The following is a 1,012-nucleotide window of genomic DNA, read 5'->3' on the forward strand; positions in this document are numbered from 1 at the left end:
GCTTGAGTGTAGTAATGTTGAAGTTGTTATAAGAAACGCTAGTCGCCTTTGTAAAATATAAAACGCCCCACAAATTCGTTTTTGATGTACACCACAATAGTTAGTCTAAAATCTAACTTGATGTGATTCGGTACAATTAAATGAATGATGTGAGGCGTTTTTATAATGTGTGATTTTAATATGTTAAACGATAATAAATGATTTGGTTATTTCTATAATTACATCATAAGTATTAATGTTCACTTAATTTATTATAAGTAAGGCTTTCTTTGTATATAATTTGGTTTTTTCCAGGACTTGAAAAATAAAAATAAAGTTTCTGATCTTGATGATTATTGCCTTTTAAATCACTCATTCCCTTTAATTCCACCTTTGTTGATGCATTACTGGGAATATTATATCTACGTTTTAATTGTTTAACGTTTGGATTATCATTCGACAACTTACCAGATAAATTATAATAATCAGTGGTAGGATCATGTGTGACTTTCAAATCATTGCTATTTAAAATGCTTGTTAAATCACCACTTTGAATCAAAAATTGATTGTTTTCGATTTTTTGTTTCAGCGCGGGATCTTTTACGTCTTTTGTGAAAACGATTTTATTATTAACTACTTTTACTGGATAACTTTTGTATGTCGAGTCAGTAGCATCTTTTCTATCGTTTGTAGTTGTGTCATATTCACCAGTTATTTTATGTGTGTTCTTATCTACCTTTAACAACATACGGTCTTCTTTTAAAAGCTCATCTGATCCAACAACTGAATAAGAGGATTCTATATACCATGTGTCTTGATCATTATTTTCATAATGGGGATTATCGTGACCATCAATTTCATAAAGCGTTTCTAAGTTTTTAATAGGATACGTACTTAGTACTTTTTTAAGACCATCTTTCAAATGAATTTGTTCCCACTTCATTGCCAAAAACATACCGCCACTGACTACAATTGAAATAATAATAATTGCTGCTAAGTTTAACCAGAAAATTTTATGTGCTTTCATACATTC

The 1,012-nt window shown here is 29.6% G+C and carries 1 protein-coding gene; it reads right to left on the reverse strand.

Going from position 1 to position 1,012, the window contains the following annotated elements:
- Window positions 1-232: 232 nt before the first annotated feature.
- A complete protein-coding gene (locus tag IDG60_RS15865) occupies window positions 233-1,006 on the reverse strand; it encodes a tandem-type lipoprotein (RefSeq protein ID WP_000643619.1) in 774 nt (257 codons plus the stop codon).
- Between the last annotated feature and the right edge of the window lie 6 nt (window positions 1,007-1,012).

Source organism: Staphylococcus sp. EG-SA-2 (assembly GCF_017152085.1).

Excerpts from the sequence above, each read along its gene's own strand:
- IDG60_RS15865 (WP_000643619.1), bottom strand. The coding sequence starts at position 1,006 with ATGAAAGCACATAAAATTTTCTGGTTAAACTTAGCAGCAATTATTATT.